The organism is Xanthobacter sp. BG11Y11_SDJG (assembly GCF_057364445.1).
On the sequence record NZ_JBNFNU010000267.1, the window covers coordinates 1 to 6,104 of the forward strand.

Sequence of the window (6,104 nt, forward strand, 5' to 3'; positions counted from 1 at the left end):
GGCGGCCGGCGGGGAAGCCGGCGTCGCCGCCTCATCGAGATCCTCGGCGCGGAGCTGCACACGGCGCTCGCGCTGCTCGGCTGCGCGTCCCTCACCAGCCTCGGTCCGCATTTGCTGCGCAGAGCGGCACCCGTCGGCCCGTGCACCGCCTTGTCCACCCTGCGCCTGCCGGCACCCGCCGGCCTGCCCGCCCGATAGCGCGCGGACAGCCGCCTGGCCCGTCCTTTGCACCCTCTTCCAGTCCAGAAAGACGAGCGAATGAAGCAGATCGAACGCCCCAAGGTCACGCCCTCCAACGCCGCCGAATGGGGCAGCGACGTCGCCGCCCGCATGCTGCGCGAGCTGGACATCCCCTACATCTCGCTCAATCCGGGCGCGAGCTATCGCGGCTTCCATGACAGCCTCGTCAACCATCTCGGCAACGAGGCGCCGCAGATGCTGCTGTGCCTCAACGAGGACCACGTGGTCTCGATCGCCCACGGCTACGCCAAGGTGACCGAGAAGGCGATGGCCTGCGTGCTGCACTCGAACGTGGGCCTGCTGCACGGCGCCATGGGCATCTTCAACGCCTGGTGCGACCGCGCGCCGATGATCGTCGTGGGCGCCACCGGCCCCGTTGCTCCGGAGAAGCGCCGCCCCTGGATCGACTGGATCCACACCGCCAAGGACCAGGGCGCGCTGCTGCGCGACTACATCAAGTGGGACGACGAGCCACGCTCGCCGCACGGCATCGTCGAGGCGTTCCTGCGCGGCAATCAGCTCACCAATTCCCAGCCCACCGCGCCGGTCTATATCTGCCTCGATGCCGGGCTCCAGGAGCAGAAGCTCGACGAGCCGCAGGCGATCCCGAGCACCGCGCGCTACCAGCCCGCAGCAACGCCGCGCGCCAATCCGGCGGACATCGAGGCGGTGGCCGAGATGCTCGCCGAGGCCGAGAACCCGCTGATCCTGTTCGGCCGCGCCGGCCGCGACCAGGCCGCCTGGGATCGCCGCGTGCGCCTCGCCGAGCTGTCCGGCGCCTCGGTGATGACCTCGATCCGCGAGCGCGCGGTGTTCCCCACCGACCACGGCCTGCACGTGGTGCCGCCCTTCTACTGGCTGAGCCCCACCGCCAAGGAGATCGTGCGCAAGGCGGACGTCATCGTCTCCTTCGACTGGGTGGACCTCAACGGCTTCCTGCTGCAGATGACCCGCGCGACCGAGAGCTATCCGGCCAAGATCGCCCATGTGACGCTCGATGCGGCGCTGCACCGGGGCTGGAGCATGGACTATTTCGCCCTGCCGCCGGTGGACGTGCCGATCGCCGCCGGCGCCGACACGGTGGTGGAGGACGTTCTGGCGCTGCTGGAGGCGAAGCTCGCGGGCAAAGCGAAGTGGGACGGGACGAGCCGCAACACCTATCCGGTGCCGGCCTACAGTGCCAACGCCGCCACCGAGCTGGCGCCGCGCGACATCGAGATCGCGCTCGCCAAGGCCCGGGGCGAAGAGACCTTCACCCTCGCCCATGTCACCATCGGCTGGGCGGGCGACGCCTACCACTTCCGCGATCCCTACGACTTCATGGGGCATGACGGCGGCGCCGGCCTCGCGGCCGGCCCCGGCCTGACGGTGGGCGTCGCGCTGGCGCTCAAGGACGCGGGCCGCCCGGTGGTCTCGGTGCTGGGCGACGGCGACTTCCTCCAGGGCGTCACCGCGCTGTGGACCGCCGCGCATTACGGCATCCCGGCGCTGTTCATCGTCTCCAACAACCGCTCCAACTTCAACGACGAGATCCACCAGGAGGCGGTCGCCAAGGCGCGCGCCCGCCCGGTGGAGAACCGCTGGATCGGCCAGCGCATGGACGAGCCGGTGGTGGACCTCGCCGGCATGGCGCGGTGCCAGGGCGTGGAGGCCGAAGGCCCGATCAAGACCGTCGCCGAGTTGGAGGAGGCGCTGAAGCGGGGCCTCGCCGCCGTGCGCGCCGGCAAGCCGTATCTGCTCGATGTCCACGTCACGCCGGGCTATGCCAACCCGCCGCTCTCCCGCGGCGCCTGACGACCCCTCCCCTTCCCCCGGCCAGTGCCGGGGGCCTCCCCCGAGGAGCAGGACTGCGATGAGCCACAACACCAAGTTCTACATCAACGGCGAATGGGTCGACCCGGTCGCGCCTTCGCTGTTCGACGTCATCAACCCGGCCACCGAGGAGCCGGCCGGCCAGATCAGCATGGGCGGGGCCGAGGACGTGGACCGGGCGGTGAAGGCCGCGCGCGCCGCGTTCACCACTTTCTCGAAGACCACGAAGGAGGAGCGCCTCGCGCTGCTCCACCGCATCATCGCGGTGTTCGAGAGCCGCATGGACGACCTCGCCCGCGCCATCACCGCCGAGATGGGCTCGCCGCTCTGGTTCGCCCTGCAAGTGCAGACCAACACCACGCTGGAGCACTTCAAGGAGGCCGCCAAGGTCCTCAAGGACTACGATTTCGGCCACATGCTCGGCGGCACCACGAAGATCGTGCGCGAGCCGATCGGCGTGTGCGGCTTCATCACGCCGTGGAACTGGCCCATCAACCAGGTGGCCTCGAAGTTCGCGCCCTCGCTCGCCGCCGGCTGCACCTGCGTGGTGAAGCCGTCCGAGATGGCGCCGCTGAGCACCATCATCCTCACCGAGATCCTGCACGAGGCGGGCCTGCCCAAGGGCGTGTTCAATCTCGTCAACGGCGACGGGCCGACGGTGGGCGAGGCGATCTCGCGCCATCCGGACATCGACATGGTGTCGTTCACCGGCTCCACCCGGGCCGGCATCTTGGTGGCCAAGGCGGCCGCTGACACGGTGAAGCGCGTGCACCAGGAACTGGGCGGAAAGTCCGCGAACATCATCCTGCCGGGCGCGGACCTCGAGACCGCGGTTTCGGCCGGCACGCTGCGCGCCTTCACCAATACCGGACAGTCCTGCCAGGCGCCGACCCGCATGCTGATCCACCAGGACCAGCTCGAAGAGGCCACCGCCATCGCCCGGCGCACCGCGGAAGGCGTGGTGGTGGGCGATCCGCTCGCCGAAGGCACGCGCCTCGGCCCGCTGGTGAGCGAGGCGCAGTTCGAGCGGGTGCAGAACCTGATCCGCATCGGCATCGAGGAAGGCGCGACGCTCGCCGCCGGCGGCCTCGGCCGGCCCGCCGGGCTCAACCGCGGCTATTATGTGAAGCCCACCGTGTTCTCCGACGTGACGCCGGCCATGACCATCGCCCAGCAGGAGATCTTCGGCCCGGCTGTGTCCATCGACAGCCGTAAGAAGACAGGCCGACGCGATCGCGATCGCCAACCGGCACCATCTACGGGCTCGCCGGCTATGTGTGGGCGGGCTCGCTGGAGGAGGCGCGCGAGGTGGGCATGGAGCTGCGCGCCGGCCGCATCTATCTCAACGGCGCCCCGCACGGGAAGCTGCAGGACGTGGAGGCCCCCTTCGGCGGCTACAAGCAGTCCGGCAACGGCCGCGAGGCGGGCATCTATGGCCTCGAGGACTTCCTCGAGATCAAGGCGATCCTCGGCTACGAAATGGCCTGAGGACAGGCCCTGACGACGCCTGCCGCCCGCCTCCCTGCGGCGGGCGGAGACATGCGCGGACCGGCCGGAGAGCCGGCCGCGCCCCGACCTTCCGACCGAGAGACCTATCGAGGGGAAGCGCCGCGCGAACCATGCGGCGCCCCCCGCAGGACCGCTCCCGTCCGTGGCCCGCCGCGCCGTCCGATCGCCATCGGGCGGCGGCCGCGGCATCCCGGCCCGTCGGCGCGGAGAGATGAGGGGAACCATGCGCATCGCATCCACGAAGGACTTCCTCGCGGGCCTTCTGTTCGCCGCCTTCGGCGCCACCTTCGCGGCGGTGGCCGCCACGAGCTACGCCCAGGGCACGCCGGCGCGCATGGGGGCCGGCTTCTTCCCCCTGCTGCTGGGCCTGCTCCTAGCCGGGGTCGGGCTCGCGGTGATGGTGCGCAGCCTCATCGTCGCCGGCGACGGGCTGCCGCGCGTGCACCTGCGCCCGCTCCTGTCGCTGCTCGCGGCCATGGTGCTGTTCGCGATCCTGCTGCGGCCGCTCGGCCTTATGGTCTCGGCCGCGGTCCTGGTGCTGGTGGGCAGCCTGTCGAGCCGGAATTCCGGCTCCGCGACGCTTTGCTGCTCGCGGCGGGTCTGTCAGTGGGTGCGGTGCTGCTGTTCGTCTTGCTGCTCGGGCTGCCGCTGCCCGTCTGGCCGTCCGTCTAGCGGGCGCGGGAGGCTGACGTGGAAACCCTCGCCAATCTGGAACTCGGCTTCACGGTCGCGCTCACCCTCGCCAACATCGCCTATTGCTTCATCGGCGTGCTGCTCGGCACGCTGGTGGGGGTGCTGCCCGGCCTCGGCCCGGTGGCGAGCGTGGCGATGCTCTTGCCCATCACCTTCACCCTGCCGCCGGATTCGGCGCTGATCATGCTCGCCGGCATCTATTACGGCGCCCAGTATGGCGGCTCCACCACGGCGATCCTGGTCAACATTCCGGGCGAATCCTCCTCCGTCGTGACCGCCATCGACGGCTACCGCATGGCGCGCACCGGGCGGGCCGGGCCGGCACTGGGCATCGCCGCCATCGGCTCGTTCTTCGCCGGCTGCGTCTCCACCATCGCCATCGCCTATTTCGCGCCGGTCCTGTCCGATCTCGCCTTGGAGTTCGGGCCGGCGGAATACTTCTCGCTCATGGTGTTCGGCCTCATCGCCGCTGTGGTGCTGGCGCGCGGCTCGCTCATCAAGGCCATCGGCATGGTGCTGCTTGGCCTGCTGCTCGGCCTCGTGGGCACCGACGTGAATTCCGGCACCGCGCGCTACGCCTTGGGCTTTCCGGAACTGCGCGACGGCATCGGCTTCATCGCCCTCTCCATGGCGCTGTTCGGCATCGCCGAGGTGGCCTGCAACCTGGAGGCCGGGCAGGACCGCAACGTCACCGCCCAGCGCATCGGCCGGGTGCTGCCGAGCCTGCACGACCTGAAGGTCTCCGCCCCCGCGATCCTGCGCGGCACCGGCCTCGGCGCCATCCTCGGCGTACTGCCAGGCGGCGGGGCGCTGCTCGCCTCGTTCGCCTCCTACATGCTGGAGAAGAAGGTGGCGAGGCCGCCGCGCACGTTCGGCCACGGCGACATCCGCGGCGTGGCGGGGCCGGAATCGGCCAACAATGCCGGCGCGCAGACCTCGTTCATTCCCATGATCACGCTTGGCATCCCCTCCAACCCCACCATGGCGCTGATGATCGGCGCCATGATGATCCAGGGCATCGCGCCGGGACCGACGGTGATGAGCGAGCGACCGGGCCTGTTCTGGGGCCTGATCGCCTCCATGTGGGTGGGCAACCTGATGCTGCTGGTGCTCAACCTGCCGCTGGTGGGACTGTGGATCCGCCTGCTCAAGGTGCCCTACCGGCTGCTGTTCCCGGCCATCCTGCTGTTCTGCGTCATCGGCGCCTATTCCGCCGCCAACAGCGTGTTCGACATCTATCTGATGGGCGCGCTGGCCGTGCTCGGCTACGTGTTCGTGAAGCTCGACTGCGAGCCGGCGCCGCTGATCCTCGGCTTCATCCTCGGGCCGATGATGGAGGAGAATCTGCGCCGGGCGATGCTGATCTCGCGCGGCGAGCCCTCGGTCTTCCTCACCCAGCCCATCAGCCTCGGCTTCCTGATCGCCTCGGCGGCGCTGCTGGCGGTGCTGATCGTCCCCGCCATCCGCACCACGCGTGAGGAGGCGCTCCAGGAGTGAGGGGCGAGGGGTGCGTGTCCCGTCGCTCTCCGGCTTTTCCCGCCGTCATCGTCCCCACCCGCCGTCGCCACCCTTGACCGGAGGGCCCATGGCCGCCGGTCGGTGACGCCACGCCGGGCGCATGGATGCTCCGATCACGTCGAAGCATGACGCCGGTGAGTGATTTCAGCGCTGCTCGCCCTCCCACCGCCGTCATCCCCGGCGGGTCCGGGGGGAGCCACCGGCGGCCGGGCCGGCGCTTCATTCTTGGGCCGCGCGCAGGCGGAACGGTGGAGGCCCCGGACGAGCCGGAGCATGACGGAGGCTTGGGTGTTCAGCGCCCGCTCGCCCCTCTTGCCGCCTGCGGGACGCGC

The 6,104-nt window shown here is 70.3% G+C and carries 4 protein-coding genes and 1 pseudogene; all 5 read left to right on the forward strand.

Features of this window, described 5'->3' with window-relative positions:
- Positions 1 to 198 (forward strand): hypothetical protein (locus AC2W7M_RS18135; protein ID WP_486133804.1); only part of this gene is annotated, 198 nt, incomplete at its 5' end.
- A gap of 60 nt (positions 199 to 258) precedes the next feature.
- Complete coding sequence (locus tag AC2W7M_RS18140; protein WP_486133806.1) at positions 259 to 2,034, forward strand: thiamine pyrophosphate-binding protein; 1,776 nt, start codon at positions 259 to 261, stop codon at positions 2,032 to 2,034.
- A 58-nt stretch (positions 2,035 to 2,092) separates the two neighbouring features.
- Positions 2,093 to 3,553, forward strand: a complete 1,461-nt coding sequence (locus AC2W7M_RS18145) for an aldehyde dehydrogenase family protein (protein WP_486133808.1) — start codon at positions 2,093 to 2,095, stop codon at positions 3,551 to 3,553.
- Between the two features lie 231 nt (positions 3,554 to 3,784).
- Positions 3,785 to 4,168 (forward strand): annotated as a pseudogene (locus AC2W7M_RS18150) (tripartite tricarboxylate transporter TctB family protein); the annotation flags it as partial.
- Between the two features lie 83 nt (positions 4,169 to 4,251).
- The gene (locus tag AC2W7M_RS18155) at positions 4,252 to 5,751 is read left to right on the forward strand and encodes a tripartite tricarboxylate transporter permease (protein WP_486133809.1); all 1,500 of its coding nucleotides are present in this window, start codon (positions 4,252 to 4,254) and stop codon (positions 5,749 to 5,751) included.
- Positions 5,752 to 6,104 lie beyond the last annotated feature (353 nt).